This is a genomic window from Hyphomicrobium sp., from assembly GCF_041674905.1.
Taxonomy (GTDB): Bacteria; Pseudomonadota; Alphaproteobacteria; order Rhizobiales; family Hyphomicrobiaceae; genus Hyphomicrobium_B.
Map to the genome: position 1 here is coordinate 120,610 of NZ_JBAYUV010000002.1, position 17,996 is coordinate 138,605.

General features: G+C 61.1%; 18 protein-coding genes. 11 read left to right on the forward strand and 7 right to left on the reverse strand.

Annotated elements, in window-relative coordinates; translation table 11 throughout:
- Positions 1-20 precede the first annotated feature (20 nt).
- From trpD to glp, 4 genes are read left to right on the forward strand one after another with little or no spacing between them, the layout of a single operon-like run.
- The gene (gene trpD, locus WC026_RS01510) at positions 21-1,061 is read left to right on the forward strand and encodes an anthranilate phosphoribosyltransferase (RefSeq protein WP_372709083.1); all 1,041 of its coding nucleotides are present in this window, start codon (positions 21-23) and stop codon (positions 1,059-1,061) included.
- Positions 1,062-1,064: 3 nt separating this feature from the next.
- Positions 1,065-1,871 (forward strand): indole-3-glycerol phosphate synthase TrpC, encoded by an 807-nt coding sequence (trpC, locus tag WC026_RS01515; protein WP_372709035.1) that lies wholly within the window; start codon positions 1,065-1,067, stop codon positions 1,869-1,871.
- Positions 1,868-2,362 (forward strand): cyclic pyranopterin monophosphate synthase MoaC, encoded by a 495-nt coding sequence (gene moaC, locus WC026_RS01520; RefSeq protein WP_372709036.1) that lies wholly within the window; start codon positions 1,868-1,870, stop codon positions 2,360-2,362. Before trpC ends, moaC begins: the two co-directional genes overlap by 4 nt.
- 4 nt (positions 2,363-2,366) lie before the next feature.
- Positions 2,367-3,578 carry a gephyrin-like molybdotransferase Glp gene (gene glp / locus WC026_RS01525; RefSeq protein ID WP_372709037.1) on the forward strand — a complete coding sequence of 404 codons (1,212 nt, stop codon included), beginning with the start codon at positions 2,367-2,369 and terminating at the stop codon, positions 3,576-3,578.
- Positions 3,579-3,628: 50 nt separating this feature from the next.
- On the opposite strand, the gene efp is transcribed toward glp, so the two are convergent.
- Entirely contained in the window at positions 3,629-4,198 is a 570-nt protein-coding gene (efp, locus tag WC026_RS01530; protein WP_372709038.1) for an elongation factor P, read from the reverse strand.
- Positions 4,199-4,354: 156 nt separating this feature from the next.
- Here efp and epmA point away from each other — a divergent pair, with 156 nt between their 5' ends.
- From epmA to WC026_RS01545, 3 genes are all read left to right on the forward strand, one after another.
- Positions 4,355-5,404 carry an EF-P lysine aminoacylase EpmA gene (gene epmA / locus WC026_RS01535; protein WP_372709039.1) on the forward strand — a complete coding sequence of 350 codons (1,050 nt, stop codon included), beginning with the start codon at positions 4,355-4,357 and terminating at the stop codon, positions 5,402-5,404.
- A 73-nt stretch (positions 5,405-5,477) separates the two neighbouring features.
- Positions 5,478-5,963, forward strand: a complete 486-nt coding sequence (locus WC026_RS01540; protein WP_372709040.1) for a GFA family protein — start codon at positions 5,478-5,480, stop codon at positions 5,961-5,963.
- Positions 5,960-7,030, forward strand: a complete 1,071-nt coding sequence (locus tag WC026_RS01545; RefSeq protein WP_372709041.1) for a lysine-2,3-aminomutase-like protein — start codon at positions 5,960-5,962, stop codon at positions 7,028-7,030. The genes WC026_RS01540 and WC026_RS01545 overlap by 4 nt, the downstream gene beginning before the upstream one ends.
- A 26-nt stretch (positions 7,031-7,056) precedes the next feature.
- On the opposite strand, the gene WC026_RS01550 is transcribed toward WC026_RS01545, so the two are convergent.
- Complete coding sequence (locus tag WC026_RS01550) at positions 7,057-7,428, reverse strand: hypothetical protein (RefSeq protein ID WP_372709042.1); 372 nt, start codon at positions 7,426-7,428, stop codon at positions 7,057-7,059.
- Positions 7,429-7,667: 239 nt separating this feature from the next.
- On the opposite strand from WC026_RS01550, the gene WC026_RS01555 reads away from it, so the two are divergent.
- From WC026_RS01555 to WC026_RS01570, 4 genes are all read left to right on the forward strand, one after another.
- Positions 7,668-9,800 carry a molybdopterin-dependent oxidoreductase gene (locus WC026_RS01555; RefSeq protein ID WP_372709043.1) on the forward strand — a complete coding sequence of 711 codons (2,133 nt, stop codon included), beginning with the start codon at positions 7,668-7,670 and terminating at the stop codon, positions 9,798-9,800.
- 259 nt (positions 9,801-10,059) lie between these two features.
- A complete protein-coding gene (locus tag WC026_RS01560; protein WP_372709044.1) occupies positions 10,060-10,452 on the forward strand; it encodes a DUF3307 domain-containing protein in 393 nt (130 codons plus the stop codon).
- A 134-nt stretch (positions 10,453-10,586) separates the two neighbouring features.
- Positions 10,587-11,144: a sigma-70 family RNA polymerase sigma factor gene (locus WC026_RS01565; RefSeq protein ID WP_372709045.1), complete on the forward strand. Its 558-nt coding sequence runs from the start codon at positions 10,587-10,589 to the stop codon at positions 11,142-11,144.
- Positions 11,141-11,782 carry an NrsF family protein gene (locus WC026_RS01570; RefSeq protein ID WP_372709046.1) on the forward strand — a complete coding sequence of 214 codons (642 nt, stop codon included), beginning with the start codon at positions 11,141-11,143 and terminating at the stop codon, positions 11,780-11,782. The genes WC026_RS01565 and WC026_RS01570 overlap by 4 nt, the downstream gene beginning before the upstream one ends.
- A gap of 243 nt (positions 11,783-12,025) precedes the next feature.
- Here WC026_RS01570 and WC026_RS01575 read toward each other — a convergent pair whose 3' ends face one another.
- The 5 genes from WC026_RS01575 to WC026_RS01595 form a co-directional block, all read right to left on the reverse strand.
- The gene (locus WC026_RS01575) at positions 12,026-13,312 is read right to left on the reverse strand and encodes an NAD(P)/FAD-dependent oxidoreductase (protein ID WP_372709047.1); all 1,287 of its coding nucleotides are present in this window, start codon (positions 13,310-13,312) and stop codon (positions 12,026-12,028) included.
- 55 nt (positions 13,313-13,367) lie between these two features.
- Complete coding sequence (locus WC026_RS01580; RefSeq protein ID WP_372709048.1) at positions 13,368-14,192, reverse strand: ABC transporter permease; 825 nt, start codon at positions 14,190-14,192, stop codon at positions 13,368-13,370.
- Complete coding sequence (locus WC026_RS01585; protein WP_372709049.1) at positions 14,189-15,094, reverse strand: ABC transporter permease; 906 nt, start codon at positions 15,092-15,094, stop codon at positions 14,189-14,191. The genes WC026_RS01580 and WC026_RS01585 overlap by 4 nt, the downstream gene beginning before the upstream one ends.
- A 9-nt stretch (positions 15,095-15,103) precedes the next feature.
- Positions 15,104-16,300 carry an ABC transporter ATP-binding protein gene (locus tag WC026_RS01590; protein ID WP_372709050.1) on the reverse strand — a complete coding sequence of 399 codons (1,197 nt, stop codon included), beginning with the start codon at positions 16,298-16,300 and terminating at the stop codon, positions 15,104-15,106.
- 100 nt (positions 16,301-16,400) lie between these two features.
- Positions 16,401-17,513: a polyamine ABC transporter substrate-binding protein gene (locus WC026_RS01595; protein ID WP_372709051.1), complete on the reverse strand. Its 1,113-nt coding sequence runs from the start codon at positions 17,511-17,513 to the stop codon at positions 16,401-16,403.
- Positions 17,514-17,996 lie beyond the last annotated feature (483 nt).

Genomic DNA, 17,996 nt, shown 5'->3' on the forward strand with positions numbered 1-17,996 from the left:
CCGTGACCACAGCGCCCGACATGACAGCCGTCGCGAATCCGGCACGCGAGCTGAAACGCCTGATGAACCGCATCGCCGACGGCGAGACGCTGGGCGAGGATGGCATCCAGGACGCTTTCGATCTGCTGATGTCTGGCATCGCGCCGCCGGTCGCAATGGGTGCGTTCCTGATGGGTCTTCGCCTGCGCGGAGAGACGACGGAAGAAATCACTGGCGCCGCCAAATTCATGCGCAGCCGCATGACGACGGTCGATGCGCCGCCCGGATCGATCGACATCGTCGGCACCGGCGGCGATAGCCGCGGGACCTACAATGTATCGACCGCGGCAGCGCTCGTCGCGGCCGGTGCGGGCGCGATCGTCGCCAAGCATGGCAACCGGGCCGTGACATCGCTTTCCGGAGCATCCGATGTTCTCGCGGCGCTCGGCGTCAAGCTCGACGTGCCGCCGGTCATCGTCTCGCGTGCGATTGCGGACGCAGGCGTCGGATTTTTGTGGGCGCCGCTTTATCATCCCGCGATGAAAGCCTGGGCTCCGGTTCGCGCCGACCTCGGTCTGCGCACGATCCTCAACCTCCTCGGACCGCTGTGCAATCCGGCCGAGGTCACGCGCCAGATCCTCGGCGTCTACGATAAGAAGCTCGTTCGGCCTCTTGCCGAAGTGCTTCGCAAACTGGGCTCCGAACATGCCTGGATCGTGCATGGCGCTGACGGTATGGACGAGTTGACGACGACCGGCGTCACGCACGTCGCGGAGCTGAAGCGCGGCGATATTTTCGCGTTCGACCTGACGCCGGAGGACGCAGGGCTGGCGCGCAGCGACATCGCCGCGCTCAAGGGCGGCGACGCGGCAACGAACGCAACGGCAATCCGCACGCTGTTGCAAGGCGAGCCGGGTCCTTATCGCGACATCGTTCTTCTGAACACGGCCGCCGCCTTGATCGTCGCCGGAAAAGCCGACGGATTGCCGGACGGCATCGCAAAGGCCGCCGCGTCCATCGATAGCGGCCGCGCGGCGCAGGCACTTGACCGTCTCGTCGCCGTCACCAACGATACGGTGTGACCGATGGCTGACATCCTCGAGAAAATCACCGCCTACAAGCGCAAAGAAGTGGCCCGCGCCAAGACCCTCAAACCGCTGCGCGTCATTTCCGAGTACGCACGATCCGCGCCACGCGTGCGTCCGTTCGCAGGCGCGATCGAAGCGAAACTAAAAGCCAAAAAGCCCGCGCTCATCGCCGAAATCAAGAAGGCCTCGCCGTCGAAAGGGCTGATCCGCGCCGACTTCGATCCGCCGACGCTCGCCAAGGCTTATGAAGCGGGCGGCGCGGCTTGCCTGTCGATCCTGACCGACCGGCCGTCGTTCCAGGGCGCACCTGATTTCCTGACCGCCGCGCGGGCGGCAACGCACCTGCCGGTGCTGCGCAAGGACTTCATGATCGACACCTATCAGGTCGCGGAGGCCCGCGCCTGGGGCGCCGATTGCATCCTGATCATCCTCGCCGAAGTCGACGACGCGATAGCGCGCGACCTCGCAACCGCTGCGAAGGATTGGGACATGGACGCCATCGCGGAAGTGCACAACGCCGAAGAACTCGACCGCGCGCTGAAACTCGATTGCCGCCTGATCGGCATCAACAATCGCAATCTCAAGACCTTCGAGGTGAGCCTTGAAACAACGGAACAACTCGCACCGAAAATTCCGAAGGATCGCATCGTCGTCGGTGAAAGCGGCATCTTCACGCCCGCCGATATCGCACGCCTCGCGAAGGCGCACGTCCACACATATCTCGTCGGTGAAAGTCTCATGCGCCAGGCCGACGTGACGGCGGCGACGAAAACCTTGCTCGGCGGCGGCGCGGCTTCGCCATGAGCAAGCTTTCCCATATCGGCGACAAGGGCGAAGCCCGCATGGTCGACGTGTCGGATAAAGCCGCGACGGATCGCCGTGCCGTCGCCGAGGGCTTCATCCGCATGCAGCCCGAAACGCTCGCCCTCGTCGAAACGGGCGAGGCGAAAAAAGGCGACGTCATCGGCGCGGCGCGGATCGCTGGCATCATGGCCGCCAAGAAAACGCACGAGCTGATTCCGCTCTGCCATCCGCTCGCAATCACCAAGGCGACGCTCGAGTTCGAATTTTCAACATCGCCGCCCGGCATCCGCGTCTTGACCGAGGTCAAGGTCTCAGGCCCGACCGGCGTCGAGATGGAAGCGCTGACGGGCGTATCGGTCGCATGTCTGACGCTTTACGACATGCTGAAAGCGGCCGACAAAACGATGACCATCGAAGACATACGGCTCGTCGAAAAGACGGGTGGAAAATCGGGACCGTTCAAAGCTCCCGCACGACCCAAAGGACGTTGACGACATGGCGTTGCTTCCCGTCGCCGAAGCGCTGAAGCACATTCTCGAAACAGCAAATACCCTCGAAACGGAAAACGTCTCCCTTCGTCAAGCGCTCGGACGCACGATTGCGCATCCCGTCGAGGCGCGCGTCGACAACCCGCCGTTCGACGCTTCCGCGATGGACGGATATGCGGTGCGCGCCGAGGACGTCGCCAAGGCGAATGTCACGCTGAAATTGATCGGCGAAGCCGGCGCCGGCCAGCCGTTTCCCGGAAAAGTCGAACGCGGTCACACGGTGCGCATCTTCACCGGTGCGGCATTGCCCGAAGGGGCTGACGCCGTCGTCATCCAGGAAGACGTGATCGCCGACGGCACCGACATCACCTTCCGCGAACCCGCCGATCGCGACGATAACGTCCGTCCGAAAGGCCAGGACTTCACCAAAGGCCGTTCGCTCTTCGAAAAAGGCCAGCGCCTGACAGCGCGCGACATTCTTCTTGCGGCGGCGGCAGGACACGGCACGCTCCCCGTCGTGCGCAAACCCGTCGTCGCGCTACTTGCGACCGGCGACGAACTCGTCGAGCCGGGAACGCCGCTCGGACCGGGACAGATTTCCGCTTCAAACTCTTTCGGCCTCGCGGCCGTGGTCGAAGCCGCGGGCGGCGAAGCACGTCTGCTCGGCATCGCACGCGATACGCTCAGCTCCCTCGCCGAAGCCATCGGCCGCGCCGAGGATGCCGATATCCTGGTGACGATCGGCGGCGCATCCGTCGGCGACTACGATCTCGTTCGCCCGGCGCTCGAAAAAGCCGGAGCCAAGCTCGCGTTCTATAAGATCGCGATGCGGCCAGGCAAACCGCTGTTCTTCGGATCACGGACAGCTGGCGGAAAGCAGCAGCATTGCCTCGGACTGCCAGGCAATCCAGTGGCTTCGCTGATTTGCTCGCGCGTGTTTCTCGTTCCGCTGCTCGGGCGCTTGCTCGGCCGCGATGTTCCGCTCGAGGCGATCGACGCCGTGCTTGGCGATGCCCTTCCGGCGAACGGCCCGCGCGAGCACTACATGCGCGCTCGTCTCGATCATACCACCGCGCCGCCGAGCGCCGTGCCGTTCAAGAACCAGGACAGCGGCCTGATCACGGCCCTGCAGCACGCCGACTGCCTGATCGTCGTTCCTGTCGACGCCCCCGCGCAACCGGCGGGAACGCCCGTGAAAGTGTTAAAGCTCGACATCTGACCATCGCGCGCCGCGCGTGAGCTTGCGCGGTGCGACCGAGATGAACCCGATCAGTCCTTGGCGCGCTCGACATAGGAGCCGTCGACCGTCATCACCACGACGCGCGTGCCCGTGCCGATATGCGGCGGCACCATCACGCGGGCGCCGTTCGAAAGCTTCGCCGGTTTATAGGACGACGATGCCGTCTGGCCCTTCACGACCGGGTCGGCTTCGATGATTTCGAGCGTGACGCGCGCCGGCAGCTCGATCGAGATCGGGTTGCCTTCATGCAGGGCGACGAGACACGTCATGCCGTCCTGCAGCCATTGCCCCTGGTCGCCGACGACGTCCTTCGAGATCGTGATCTGATCGAAGGTTTCGGGGTGCATGAAATTGAACCCCATGTCGTCTTCATAAAGATAATTGAAGTCTTTTTCGTCGAGGTAGGCGCGCTCGACCTGATCGGTCGTCCGGTAGCGCTCGGTCACCTTCACGCCATCGGCGATGCGGCGCATTTCGAGATGCGTGACGGGCGTTCCTTTGCCGGGATGGATGTTTTCCGCGTGCATGACGACGGCAAGCTTTCCGTCGAGATCGAGCACATTGCCTTTGCGGACCGAGCTTGCAATAACCTTGACCACCTAACGTCTCCGTTCTCAAATTCAAAAAAAGCCGCGTTCGCCGCATTGGCGGCCGGTCGGCGGCAACCCCTTCGGGGAATCTGTCGCGTCGTCTTACCTGCTTACCTTTCTGCCGCCAAGTGCGGCAACGGCACCGCGAAAGCCCATTTTTCAGCCATGTCCCAAGCGTCGCCCTGGTGGAATCCCGACCGGCATTCGGATCGCCGGCCCTTTCTTGTGGCCCGAGGGCGCATCAAGACAGCGTTAAGGGATTGGTTCGCTTCACAAGGTTTTCTCGAAGTCGAGCCTGGATGCCTGCAGATCTCTCCCGGCAACGAGACGCATCTGCACGCCTTCCGGACCGAACTCGTCGGCACCGATCTATCGCGCCGGGACCTCTATCTCCATACCTCGCCCGAGTTCGCGATGAAGAAACTTCTCGCAGCCGGAGAGACCAAGATCTTCGCGTTCGCCCCCGTCTTCCGCAATCGCGAGCACGGCAGGCTGCACGCGCCGGAATTCACCATGCTCGAATGGTATCGCGCGGGCGAGAATTACGAGACGCTGTGGGAGGACTGCGCGTCAATTTTGGATATCGCCGCCCGCACCTGCGATCGGATGCAATGGTCGTATCGCGGCAAGCCGTGCGATATTACGAAGGGCTACGACTGGACGACGCTCTATCAGGCCTTCGGGCAGTTCGCGGATATCCCGCTACACGAGACGATGACCTCGTCGTCGGTCGATCGCGATAAACTTGCGGCGCTCGCGCAAGCGCAAGGCATTCGGATTGGCGCGGACGAAACCTGGTCGGATATTTTCAGCAAGGTCCTCGTCGAGAAAATCGAGCCGGGGCTTGGAGTCTACCGGCCGGAGATCCTGTGCGAATACCCGATTACGGAGGCCGCGCTGGCACGACCGACCGTGCACAATGCCGCGGTTGCCGAACGCTTCGAGCTATACGTTTGCGGCGTCGAACTCGCGAACGGATTTGGCGAATTGACCGATGCTGGTGAACAGCGCCGCCGCTTCGAGGCGTGGATGGCCGACAAGTCCCGCATTTACGGAGAGCGTTATCCCATCGACGAGGATTTCCTGAGCGCGCTCGCGGCAATGCCTCCGTCCTCCGGCTGCGCTCTCGGGTTCGACCGGCTGGTGATGCTTGCGACGGGTGCAGAGCGGATCGAACAGGTCATCTGGACGCCGCTGCAGGAAGCAGGCAAGTAAACGCAACGATCCACATTCCCTCACCCTAACCTTCTCCCATTCGAGCGCAGGCGAATGGGGACAGGGAGACAAAATGGCCAACGAAACGCATTCCGGCGGATGCCAATGCGGCGCAGTGCGTTTTCGCGTCGAAGGACTTTTAGACGATGCGTCCATCTGCCATTGCCGGATGTGCCAGAAGGCCTTCGGCAATTTTTACGCGCCTCTGGTTTCGGTGCGCGACGCGCAACTCATCTGGACACGGGGTACGCCGAAGACCTTCCGCTCATCGAATTTCGTCAGTCGCGGCTTCTGCGCCGAATGCGGCACGCCGTTGACGTATGAAGCGCCTGACGGCGTCGCGCTGGCGATCGGCGCATTCGATCATCCGGGCGAGATCGCGCCGAAATTGCAGTGGGGCATCGAAGGCAAGCTGCCTTACGTCGATGCGATCGCGAGTCTTCCCGCGCACCACACGCTGGCGGATACGAACGCCGTCCCCTTCTTGAAAGACTTGGTGTCTTACCAGCACCCGGATCACGACACCGACCATTGGCCCGAACGACAGCCCAAGCGATGACGCGCCTGCAAAAAAAACTGACGTCGGTCGATGACCTGATTGCGGCGGACCTGGCGCCGCAATCCGCGCGCGCTGCCTTGGACAAGGTTGGCGCGCGCTACGCCATTGCCGTAACCTCCGCCGTCGCCGCCCTCATTGACCGAACGGATCCAAACGATCCCATAGCGCGGCAATTCCTGCCGGATGCGCGCGAGCTTGAGACACACGCTGCGGAACGCGCCGACCCGATCGGCGATCGCATCAAGAGCCCAGCGCCGGGCATCGTCCACCGCTACCCCGATCGCGTCCTGCTGAAGATCGCGAGCGTCTGCCCGGTCTACTGCCGCTTCTGCTTCCGCCGTGAGATGGTCGGACCAGACAACGGCGAAACGCTGTCTGCTGATGATCTCACCGCTGCTCTCGCCTACATCCGCGCCACGCCCGCCATCTGGGAAGTGATCCTGACCGGCGGCGATCCGCTTATTCTGTCGCCGCGCCGTATCCGTGAAATAACCGATACGCTGACCAGCATTCGGCACGTGAAAATCCTGCGCTGGCATACGCGCGTTCCCGTCGTCGATCCCGATCGCGTGACGGATGAACTGGTCGCGGCCCTCAAGTCGACGACCAAGACCGTCTTCGTAGGCCTCCATACCAACCATGCGCGTGAATTGACGGCATCCGCACGCGCCGCCATTGCAAAGCTCATTGACGCGGGCATTCCGCTCGTCAGCCAGACGGTGTTGCTGCGGGGCGTCAACGATGACGCCGACACGCTCGAAGCTCTGATGCGCGCCCTCGTCGAACTGCGTGTGAAGCCCTATTACCTCCACCACGGAGACCTCGCGCCCGGCACCGCGCACTTCCGCACCACGATTGCTGAAGGACAAGCGCTGATGCGCGAATTGCGTGCTCGGCTCTCAGGACTTGCACTTCCGACTTACGTGCTCGATCTGCCCGGCGCGCACGGCAAGGTGCCATTGGAATCCTATGCGGCCGTCGATCCTTCGGGACGCACGCGCCTCCGCGACGCGCACGGCCAGGACCACATCTACGACGATTGCTGCTCGGCGCCGGACGTACCCTGACCAGCTGGAAAAGCCACGGTATTTTCCTAAGCGCGCCGCCATTGGCCCGAAAGATATTTCGCCGGCGGATCGACGCCTTCCGCGAGGTCCAGCGCATCGACCGCGTCGAACCACCTGTCGCGAGCGCTCTCCGGCAATCGCGTTCCACACCAGGGACAGTGATCGATCAGAAGGTACGACGCGCTACCGTCGTGGATGACGAGACCGTATTCGTCCATCACTTCATTATAGACGATCAGGGAATCCGCACATTCGAACGGATCGATGTGCTGCTCGCATTCGAATTCGAGCGCCTTCACCATCGCGGCGCAGCAATGCGCGGCGGCAACCGAAGACGGCCGCCAATCTCCGAGCGGCATCCAGAGAACGCGTCGGTCAGGAAAAAGTGCTTTCGTCACGAACGGACCACTCCTGACATACCGTTACCCTGGCCGATGACGCTGCGACATTCGACTGAATCATAGATTGTCATAGAAAATCAGCAAATTGGGAGAGCTTTCTCAAGCTTTATGTGGCAGCGCGAAAGGCCGAACGAAATATCGATTTTGCTTGGGCTTGGCAGACTCTAGTGCCAAATTGGCGCATGCAAAATGCGTAAAAGACCCCCAAAGGGGCGGCCGAAAAAGCGGGAGGAAACATGAACGAACAACTGAAACGCGAAACTTTCTTCGGGGCATGTCCGCACGACTGCCCCGACACGTGCTCGATGATCTATGAAGTCGTCGACGGCCGGCTTTCTTATGTTCGTGGCAACAAAGAACATCCGATGACGCGCGGTGGCCTCTGCGTCAAGCTCAAGGATTTTCACGATCATCACGCCAATCCGGACCGGCTGACATACCCGCTCAAACGTTCCGGCCCCAAGGGCTCGAAACGGTTCGAGCGCATCACCTGGGACGAAGCGATTTCCGAGATCGGCCAGCGCTGGCGTTCAATCATCGCCGAATACGGCAGCCAGGCGATTATGCCCTACAGCTACCTGGGCAATATGGGTCTGGTACAGGGCATTAATTCCGGCGATCCATTTTTCAATAAGCTCGGATCGACCGTCAATGAGAAGACATTCTGCGCTTCCGGATCGTCGACGGCATGGCTTCTGACGGTCGGGCCGACCGGCGCGGTCGATCCAGAAAGCTTCGTCCATTCGAAATATATCGTGATCTGGGCGTGCAACTCGATTTCGACCAACCTGCATCATTGGCCGTTCGTTCTTGAAGCGCAAAAGCGTGGCGCTAAGATCGTCGTCATCGACTCCTATCGCTCGCGCACGGCCAAGGCCGGTGATTGGCATATCTGCCCGCGACCCGGCACCGACGGCGCGCTGGCGATGGGCTTCATCAATTCGATCATCGCGCAAGGGCTCGTCGATCAGGACTACGTCGACAAGTACACCTACGGCTATCCGGAGCTTAAAGAACGCGCTGCCGAATTCACGCCCGAATACGTCGAGAAAGTCACCGGCGTAAAGGCGGCCGACATCGCCAAATTCGCGCGCGAGTTCGCGACGGCGCAGCCATCGGTCATCCGCCTCGGCGTCGCATTGGAAAGAAGCATCGGCGGCGGCCAAGCGATCCGCGCCGCTTGCTGCCTCCCCGCACTCGTCGGCTCGTGGCGACACGTCGGCGGCGGCCTATTGCAAATGCCGCTCTGGGATTTTCCGATCGACTGGGCGAAGGCCGCCCGTCCCGATTGGATCAAGCCCGGCACGCGTGTCGTCAACAACCTGAAGCTTGGCGCGGCGCTGACCGGCGAAATGCCGCTCGATCCGCCGATCAAGAGCCTGTTCGTGTTCTGCACGAACCCGGTTTCGCAGGCGCCCGAGACCAACAAGATCGTCCATGGTCTGCAGCGCGAGGACCTGTTCACGGTCGTCGCCGAGCACTTCTTGACCGACACCGCGAAATACGCCGACATCGTCCTCCCCGCCGCGATGGCTGGCGAAGCCGAAGACATGATGTGGTCGTGGGGTCATTTCTATCTGACCTACAATCAGAAGGCGGTCGAGCCTCCCGGCGAATGCAAGCCGACGAGCGAGGTGTGGCGCCTGCTCGCAAAGGAAATGGGGTTCGACGATCCCGTTTTCAAAATGACCGATAGCGAGCTTTGCGCGGAATACATCAACTGGTCCGACCCCAAGATGGGCGGCATCGATATGGAGTATTTCAGGACGCACGGCTTTTATAGAATCAACGTCGGTGATGCCGATACGCGGACCCCGCACGCCGAGGGCAACTTCCCGACGCCCTCGGGTAAGGTCGAGTTTCTGTTGCACGACGCCAAGAATTTCGTCGCGGGTCCGTTCCGCGCGATGTACGATGGCGAGCAGTCCGGCGAGCCGGTCGATCCGTTGCCGGGTTTCGTCCCGGCGCGCGAGCGGCCCGAGACCAATCCCGAACGCGCCAAGCTCTACTCGCTGAATATCATCTCGCCGAAGAGCCACGCGTTTCTCAACTCGTGCTATGCGAACGAGCCGCACAAGATCAAAGCTCAAGGTGATCAGTTCGTATTGATCTCGCCCGGCGACGCGACGCGGCGGTCGATCCGCGAAGGCGATCCGGTGCGCGTCTATAACGACCGCGGCGACTTCGAGGGCCTTGCGCACGTCACTGAAGACGTGCCGAACGGCGTCGTGGTCGCGACGCTCGGCTATTGGCGCTCGCTCAACCGCTCCGACGGATCGGTCAACTGCATCTCATCCGATGCGTGGTGCGGCCTCGGCCGTGCCCCGACATTCTCCGACAATCTCGTCGAGGTGCAGCGCGTCAACTGACGCCACGAGAAAGCGTGCACAAGAGACAGGCCGTTCCGGGCGACTAGCCAAAGCTCGGAACGGCCTTATTTTCTCAGGACGCTCCTTCAGAACGAAAAGCGCCGCCCTGTCCTGAAATCCAGCCGCCTGTTCCTTGCGTGACAGCCCGCGGCGACCTGCTTCGCTAACCATGAGCCGGTGAAAAAAAGACGCCGCCTGATCTTCTTCCGGAACCGAGCATTTCGTAAAGACTAAGAAAGCCAGGCCGCTTCAGCACTGGATGTCCATGTCACCTGCGCATGCGGCGCTCGCCGCCATAACGTACCTGCTGGCCAAGCATGCCGTCGCGGATTTCTGTCTGCAGACGCCGCTGATCTATCGCCAGAAAGCGATCTACGGCGCGCCCGGCGGCCTGCTTCATGCCTTGCTGCATATCATGTTGACGGCGCCGGTTTTTATCCTGTTTCCCGGCGGCGGCGCCGGACTTGCGGTCGCATTGCTTGCAGGTGAATTCGCGGTTCATTACCACATCGATTGGCTGAAGGAGCAGATCGTCCGCCACTACGGCTGGAAGTTCGCCGACCGCCAATACTGGTGCGCGCTTGGCTTCGACCAGTTTCTGCATGGGCTGACCTATGTGGGCATCCTCTGGCTCTGGCTTCCGGCAACGTAATCCGTCGCGGCCTCCCCTTGCGGACCGAGGCAGCTCGCTGCCATATGCGGCGGACGCCTAGGCCCGGACTGCTGAATAGACAAAGCCGCTGTAACGTTTGCACGCACCCCAACGAAACTTAAAAAGGCGAGACTTTGGACCGAAAGGCTCGAGACGCGGAATGGTCGGAGCTGATGCGCGCCGCGATTGCGGGCGATGAAGCAGCGTACCGCAAGCTGCTCGGGGAGCTTTCGCGCTTTTTGAGAGGCGTCATGCGGCGGGGCTTTGCCGGCGTCGGCGTGCCGCGCGACGATGTCGAGGATGTGGTGCAGGACGTATTGCTGGCGATCCATCTGAAGCGGCACACCTGGGACCCTGCGATGCCGCTGGGTCCGTGGGTTCTTGCCATCGCACGCAACAAGATGATCGACGATCTCCGCCGTCGCGGCCGCCGCCCCGAAGTGACGATCGACCTGACGCAATTCGACATCGAGGGCGAGGATCAACAGGCTTCGATCGACGCCCAGGATGTCGCACGCATTTTGAACGGCCTGTCGGAACGCAACCGCGACATCGTGCAGTCGATCAGCATTGACGGGCATTCGGCGCGGGACGTCGCGGATCGCTTGGGGATGACGGAGGTTGCCGTCCGCGTCGCGCTGCATCGTAGCCTGAAGGCACTCGCTGATACCTATCAAGAGAAGACGCAATGAAGACTGACGATCTCATCAATGCCCTCGCGGCCGACGCAAAAAGCGTCGAGCAGCCGATTGCGCGGACGCTAGCCGTCGCAGTCGGCATCGGGGCGTTGCTGTCGCTCGCAGCCTTCCTCGCGACCCTCGGAATGCGCCCCGATTTTGCGCAAGCTGCGTCGACGTCAATCCGCTTCCTTTTCAAATTTGCCGTGACGCTGAGCCTTGCCGTTCCTGCGTTCCTGCTTGTTCGCGGGTTATCGCGCCCTGATTTCAAGATCGACAACCGCTTGTGGTGGCTGGCTCTTGGGCCGGTACTGCTGATCGGCGGAATTGCGCTCGAACTGATGTCGGTTCCGGCCGACGACTGGCACGCGCGCATGATCGGCCATAACTCATTCTACTGCATGATTACGATTCCGCTGCTGTCGCTGGCGCCCTTCGCGGCGGTGCTCTACGCCTTGAAGTGCGGGGCTCCGGCGAACCCGACGGTCGCTGGCGCCGTCGGCGGCATCCTGTCGGCGGGCATTGCAGCGACGCTCTATGCCAGTCACTGCGCCGACGACAGCCCGCTGTTCGTGGCGCTATGGTATCCTGTCGGTTTCGTTCTCATGGCCGTTCTCGGCGCGATGATCGGGTCGCGTTATCTGCGCTGGTAATCGGTCCCCAAAATGCACCGTCGCTATCGGCGTGGATGGCCGCCTTCGCGGCCATGACGTTGAGGGATGGTTGCTGGCCCATCATCTCTCGCCATGCTGTGAATGCGTGGAAGCGTATCTGCTCACTCTCACGCCATGGCCGCGCAGGCGGCCATCCACGGCGCTATCACCAAGCATTCACGCGCGATCGGCTCAAAGTCCAATGCACGCTTCTATCGCGAGGGATAAGCGGCCGCCTTCAGCCTAAAACAGATCGCGCAGGCGGTAATAAAGCATTCCAAGCGCAAGCATCTGATTGCCGAACAGATCGCTCAGCGGCAAGCGCGTATGCTGGATACGGTCGAAAAGATCAAACTTTTCGGTCACGCCGCAAATGGCATCCGAAACGATTTCCGCCGCGATGTGGGTCGCGTTGACGCCGTGGCCCGAATAGCCTTGCAGAACGTAAAGGTTCGGCTCAAGGTGCTCGATCACCGGCACGCGGTTCATGACGATCGCGATCCGTCCGCCCCAGGCGAAGTCGATCTTCGAGTGTCTGAGCTGCGGAAAAATCTCGACCATGCGTGGCCGCATCGACGCGCCGATGTCTTCTGGATCGCGGTTCGAATAGTTGCACCGGCCGCCGAACAGCATCCGGCGATCCGCTGACAAGCGATAATAATCGAGCACGACATTGCTGTCGCAAACGGCGAGGTCTTGCGGATTGATCTCGGCCACGACGGCCTCGCTCAACGGCTCGGTGGCGATGATGTAGCTCCCCGTCGGCAGCATCAGCCCCTTGAGCCGCTCGTGACCGAACCGGTCGAAGATTTCTCCGCCGATGACGACGGTGCCCGCTTCAACGCGCCCGCGCTCCGTCTTCACCCACGGCTTCGCGCCGCCTTCGAGCGCCACAACCTGGCTGTCTTCAAAAATCTTGACGCCGAGGTCCGCCGCGGCGCGGGCCTCTCCGAGACAGAGATTAAGTCCGTGCAGGTGACCGCTGCGACGATCGATGAAGCCACCGTGATAGACGGAGGTGCCAAGCACGCGGCGCAGGTCTTCAGACTCCACGAGTTCGAGGTGGTCACCTTCGCCTTCGCTGACGCGCTCGTCGAAATGCGCGCGCAATGCCGCCATGTGCCTCGGCCGCGCCGCAACTTCCATCCAGCCATGCTTCAGATCGCAGGCGATTCCATATTTCGCGACCCGCCCTTCGATGATGTCGTGGCCACGATAGCGGATGTCGCGCACAAGCTTGGCGCCCGCTTTGCCGAGTTGACGCTCGATCGTCGCTTCACCGCTGATGCCGCCGATCATCTGTCCGCCATTGCGGCCCGATGCGCCCCATCCGATGCGATTGGCTTCGAGCAGCACGACGGAACGCCCGCGCTCAGCCATCGTCAGAGCTGTGGCGACCCCGGAGAAACCGCCGCCGACGACGCACACGTCGGCCTTGACCGTGCCTTCGAGCGCCGGATAGCGCGTCCGGTCATTCACGGTCGCCGCGTAATAGGATTGGATATGGTCTTGAGACGTCACGGCCAGCACGATTAGCCTGCTTCGCGCGGAAGCACAAATCGTGCTGACCGATTATGACAAGCCATCAGTCCGACGCTCCAAAGGCGATGCGCCGCTCGCGCTCTTGGCGCTCCGACTGCCGCTTCGTGAAATAGGCGGCGGCAAGCACACCGACCGTCACAATGCCGATGAGGATCGTCGAAATCGCGTTGATCTCGGGCGTCACGCCGAGCCGCACCTGACTGTAGATTTTCATCGGCAACGTAGTCGCGCCCGGCCCGGTCGTGAAGCTCGCGACCACGAGATCGTCGAGCGACAGCGTAAACGACAGCAGCCATGCCGAAATGACCGAAGGCGCGATGATCGGCAGCGTCACCTGGAAGAACGTGTTGAACGGCGTCGCGCCGAGATCCATCGCCGCTTCCTCGACCGACTTATCGAAATCCTGCAAGCGAGCTTGAACGACGACGGCCGCGTAACACATCGTGAAGGTGATGTGCGCCAGCGTGATGGTCCAGAAGCCGCGATCGATGTTGAGGGCGACGAACAGCAGAAGCAGCGACAGGCCGGTGATCACTTCGGGCATGACCAGCGGCGCGAAAATCATGCCCGAAAAGAGCGTTCGTCCCCGAAAGCGCCCCATGCGGACGAGCGTGATCGCGGCCAGCGTGCCGAGCACGGTCGCAACTGTTGCCGAAAGAAACGCGACGCGGATCGTCACCCACGCAGCTTCCTTCAGCGCCGTGTTATCCAGGAGCGAAGCGTACCATTTCGTCGACCAGCCGCCCCATACCGTCACCAGCTTCGACTCGTTGAAGCTGTAGATGACGAGCAGCAGGATCGGGATATAGAGGAACGCGAAGCCGAGCGTCAGTGACGTCGCGTTGAACCAAGAAAACCGGCTTCTCATCGTCCCGCCTCCCGTTCGTTCTGTTGCTGGCGCTGGAAGAACACGATCGGCAAGATCAAAACCAGCAAGAGCACCACGGCAACCGCTGAGGAGAGCGGCCAGTCACGATTGTTGAAGAACTCGTTCCACAGCGTCTTCCCGATCATCAGCGTTTCCGATCCGCCGAGAAGATCGGGAATGACGAACTCGCCGACCGCCGGAATGAAGACCAGAAGGCTGCCCGCGAGCACGCCCGGCAGCGACAGCGGAAACGTCACCTGCCAGAATGCCTTCCACGGTCGCGAGCCGAGATCCTCCGCCGCTTCGATGAGTGTCGGGCTGATTTTTTCGAGACTTGCATAGAGGGGCAAAATCATGAACGGCAGATACGAGTAGACGATGCCGATGTAGACGGCCGTTGTGGTGTTCAGAATAGTCAGCGGCTCGTTGATGATGCCGAAGTTCATCAGGAACAGGTTGAGCAGCCCTTCCTTCTTCAGGATGCCGATCCAGGCGTAGATGCGGATCAGGAACGAAGTCCAGAACGGCAGGATGACGAGCATCATCAGCGTCGGCTGCCACGCCTTCGGAGCCCGCGCCATGCCATAGGCGATCGGATAGGCGACAAGCAGCGTCAGAAACGTCGCGACCGCCGCAATCTTGAGGCTCGACCAATAGGCATTGACGTAAAGCGGGTCGCTGAAAATGAACTTGTAGTTCTCGAAATCGAGCTTCGAGAGAAAGCCGCTAATTCCATCGTGCCAGTTGAACGTCGGCGTATAGGGCGGAATGGCGATGGCCGCGTCCGACAGCGACAGCTTGAAGACGATGAAGAATGGAACGAGGAAAAACAGGAACAACCAGAAGTACGGCGCTGCGATCACATACCAGCGCCTGAGGTTGGAGGAGTTCGGGCTTGCCATTTGAAACTCCTACCGGGTCAGAACCACGCCCGCATCGACCGGCCAGTCGAGCCACACGTTCTCTTCCCAGTTGATCGTGCGTTCGACGGCGTGCGCGGCATTCGCGCGGAGCGCAGTCACGCGTTCACCGGCGGCGGTGTGCACATGATAATGCGAGATCGACCCAAGGTAGCCGATGTCCTCAACCTTCCCCGGAATGGCGTTGACCGGGCTAGCAGGCTGGTCGTGCGCGATGCGGATTTTCTCGGGCCGGAGCGCCAGCCACACTTCCTGTCCGACGGTGACCGGTTCGGAGCTTCGCGTCTTGAATTTGTATCCGTCGTTGGCGTCGATCTCGATGCAGCCCTCGGATGCGGCGGAAACCTTACCCTCAAACACGTTCACGTCGCCGATGAAGCCCGCGATATAGCGTGTCTTCGGATTTTCGTAGATATCGCCCGGCGTCGCGACCTGCACCAGATCGCCCTTGTCCATGACGGCGATCCGGCTTGCGACCGTCATCGCTTCTTCCTGGTCGTGCGTCACGATGATGAAAGTCGTGCCCGTCGTTTCCTGAATGCGCATCAGCTCGAACTGCGCCTGCTGGCGAAGCTTCTTGTCGAGCGCGCCCAAAGGCTCGTCGAGCAGGACGATGCGCGGTTTCTTGGCGATGGCGCGTGCCAGCGCGACGCGTTGCTGCTGGCCGCCTGAAAGCTGGTTCGGCTTACGCTTGGCGAAGGGACGCAACTCCAGCATCGCCATCGCTTCATCGACGCGCTCAGCGATTTTGTCTTTCGCCATGCCCTCCTGGCGAAGGCCGAAGCCGATGTTTCCTTCAACTGTCATATGCGGAAAAAGGGCGTAGGATTGAAACATCATGTTGACCGGACGCTCGTAGGGCGGAAGGTCCGTGATGTCCTGGCCGGCGACGATGGTGCGCCCGTCCGTCGGTTTCTCGAATCCCGCGAGCATGCGAAGCAATGTGCTCTTACCGCAACCGGACGGCCCGAGCAGCGCGAAGAACTCACGTTCGTAAATATCGAGCGTCACATTCTTGACGGCGACGAAGTCGTCGAATTTCTTGGTTACGTTTTCAAAGCGGACGATCGGCGACTTGGAGGGATCTTTCCAGGGCGCGAAGCCCGATTGCGGGGCCGCCGTGCGCGGACCGGCGCGCTGCGGCGTGGCGCCTGCTTGCTTCGCCTCACCGACTGTCCCGACCGCCATGACGAATTCCTTTTGGGCTGAGCTTACTGGCGCGCTGGAGAAATCCCAGTGCTATCGAAAAGGGCCCGATCACCGATCGAGCCCCGCATTCTCCGACCTGTTATTGTCCTGTCACGACCTTCGTCCAGGTTCGCGTGACGAGCCGCTGCGTCTTTGGATCGTAGGCCGTTTTGACGAACAGCCGCTTCATCCCTTCGGGATCGGGATAGATGGATTTATCCGAAGTGATCGTTTCGTCGATGAGCTTTTGTGACGCCAGATTTCCGTTCGCGTAGGACACGTAGTTCGAAGCCTTCGCGATCACATCCGGCCGCATCATGTAGTTCAGAAACACGAGCGCCTCTTCAGGGTGCTTCGCGTCCGCCGGAATGGCCATTTCGTCGAACCACATCTGCGCGCCCTGCTTGGGCAGCGAATAGCCGATCTCTTGGCCATTCTTGGCTTCCTGGGCGCGTGTGCGCGCCTGCAGGATGTCGCCCGAATATCCGACCGCGATGCAGATATCGCCGTTCGCCAGCGCGTTGATGTACTCGGAGGAATGGAATTTCTGGACATAGGGGCGTATTTTTTCCATGAGCGCCCCCGCCTTCTCCAGATCTTCCGCTTTGCCGCTGTTGGGATCGAGTCCCAGATAGTTGAGCGCCGCCGGCAGAATATCGTCCGGCGCATCGAGCAGCATCACGCCGCAATCCTTGAATTTCGAGAGGATCTCGGGCTTGAAGATCAGGTCCCAGGAATCGACCGGCGCGTCGGCCATGCGCTCCTTGACCTTGCCGACGTTGTAGCCGATGCCCGTCGTGCCCCACATATAATTGATGGCGTAGTCGTTGCCGGGATCATAAATCGCCAGCTGCTTCATGATCTCGGGCCACATATTGGCGAGGTTCGGGAGCTTGGATTTATCGAGCTTCTGGAAAACACCCGCCGTGATCTGGCGCGAAAGAAACGGTCCGGTGGGAACGACGACGTCGTAGCCGCTGCCGCCCGCAAGCAGTTTCGTTTCCAAAACTTCGTTGCTGTCATAAACGTCGTAAACGACTTTGATGCCGGTTTCTTTGGTGAAATCAGTAAGAATTTGCGGATCGATATAGTCGGACCAGTTGAAGATTCTGACTTCCTTGTCCGCCGCCTGAACGGCCGGTCCGGTAATCAGCGTTGCAAAAGATAAAACGGCATATGCGGCGTACCGAGCCGCTTTCCCGAACGTCACCATCGGTATTTCTCCACGGACTGGTATGCCCTAGCCGACCCCGCCCGCGACCTTCCCGCCAAGACGGAGCGGTCGTGCCGCGTCGCACGGCCTTTGCTAAACGAAGACTATTCTGCGCAGGAAAAATGCGAAGCACAATATTGTCCGCGCAGCAAAATGCATGGGCGTTTGCCTAATCTTACGTCATGGGGCGAGCGGCACAGGTCCCGTCGCGTGTCAAGCACGCCGGATAGCAAGACTGTCATTTTGTCGATGCACGCAACGTTAGGCAGCCTTGAGCTTCGAACTCGTTTATGATGACTATAGAAAATGGACGGCACGGGCTCCGTTAAGCCTTCCGGCTGTCCTAATCTTAAGTCGACGTGACAACGATCGGCGGAAGCGCTCATCTGCGTCACGTACCTTGCGTCACGTACCTTGCGTCACGTACCCAGGCGGCTCGGATGGCGCCCGTCATTTGACGCCGCTTCATTCGACGCCGTTCGA

Excerpts from the sequence above, each read along its gene's own strand:
- trpD (WP_372709083.1), top strand. The coding sequence starts at position 21 with ATGACAGCCGTCGCGAATCCGGCACGCGAGCTGAAACGCCTGATGAAC.
- trpC (WP_372709035.1), top strand. The coding sequence starts at position 1,065 with ATGGCTGACATCCTCGAGAAAATCACCGCCTACAAGCGCAAAGAAGTG.
- moaC (WP_372709036.1), top strand. The coding sequence starts at position 1,868 with ATGAGCAAGCTTTCCCATATCGGCGACAAGGGCGAAGCCCGCATGGTC.
- glp (WP_372709037.1), top strand. The coding sequence starts at position 2,367 with ATGGCGTTGCTTCCCGTCGCCGAAGCGCTGAAGCACATTCTCGAAACA.
- epmA (WP_372709039.1), top strand. The coding sequence starts at position 4,355 with ATGTCCCAAGCGTCGCCCTGGTGGAATCCCGACCGGCATTCGGATCGC.
- WC026_RS01540 (WP_372709040.1), top strand. The coding sequence starts at position 5,478 with ATGGCCAACGAAACGCATTCCGGCGGATGCCAATGCGGCGCAGTGCGT.
- WC026_RS01545 (WP_372709041.1), top strand. The coding sequence starts at position 5,960 with ATGACGCGCCTGCAAAAAAAACTGACGTCGGTCGATGACCTGATTGCG.
- WC026_RS01555 (WP_372709043.1), top strand. The coding sequence starts at position 7,668 with ATGAACGAACAACTGAAACGCGAAACTTTCTTCGGGGCATGTCCGCAC.
- WC026_RS01560 (WP_372709044.1), top strand. The coding sequence starts at position 10,060 with ATGTCCATGTCACCTGCGCATGCGGCGCTCGCCGCCATAACGTACCTG.
- WC026_RS01570 (WP_372709046.1), top strand. The coding sequence starts at position 11,141 with ATGAAGACTGACGATCTCATCAATGCCCTCGCGGCCGACGCAAAAAGC.
- WC026_RS01580 (WP_372709048.1), bottom strand. The coding sequence starts at position 14,192 with ATGAGAAGCCGGTTTTCTTGGTTCAACGCGACGTCACTGACGCTCGGC.
- WC026_RS01585 (WP_372709049.1), bottom strand. The coding sequence starts at position 15,094 with ATGGCAAGCCCGAACTCCTCCAACCTCAGGCGCTGGTATGTGATCGCA.
- WC026_RS01590 (WP_372709050.1), bottom strand. The coding sequence starts at position 16,300 with ATGGCGGTCGGGACAGTCGGTGAGGCGAAGCAAGCAGGCGCCACGCCG.
- WC026_RS01595 (WP_372709051.1), bottom strand. The coding sequence starts at position 17,513 with ATGGTGACGTTCGGGAAAGCGGCTCGGTACGCCGCATATGCCGTTTTA.